We start from the raw sequence: 255 nt of genomic DNA, 5'->3' as shown, positions 1-255 counted from the left end.
ACTACTGACAGACCGATCATTGGTGCTGACAGGGGTATTTCGATGCTGACTCACTGGTTGCTGGCTGCGGTTCATCTATTAGCGTATGCGCTTGGCTTTTGGGCCGTATTGTCCCGGGGGACGGCGTTTCGGCGACTGGCGGCGGGCACAGGAGAGGCACGCAGCGTGCGGATTGCCGATAATCTTTGGGGGCTCAGCGCTCTGGTGCTGCTGGTGACGGGGGTTATGCGCGCCTTTGCAGGCTTCGAGAAGGGC

1 protein-coding gene is annotated in these 255 nt (G+C 60.4%); it reads left to right on the top strand.

All coding sequences use genetic code 11. The annotated features are described in order from the left end of the window. Window positions 1–42 precede the first annotated feature (42 nt). The coding region (locus tag AAEZ10_RS27550) for a DUF2214 family protein (RefSeq protein ID WP_350571843.1) at window positions 43–255 on the top strand (213 nt) is incomplete at its 3' end.

The sequence above is a fragment of the Pseudomonas sp. H26/SER47-MNA-CIBAN-0231 genome (assembly GCF_040310465.1).
Classification (GTDB): Bacteria; Pseudomonadota; Gammaproteobacteria; order Pseudomonadales; family Pseudomonadaceae; genus Aquipseudomonas; species Aquipseudomonas atacamensis.
This window is presented reverse-complemented; position numbering and strand designations above follow the sequence as displayed.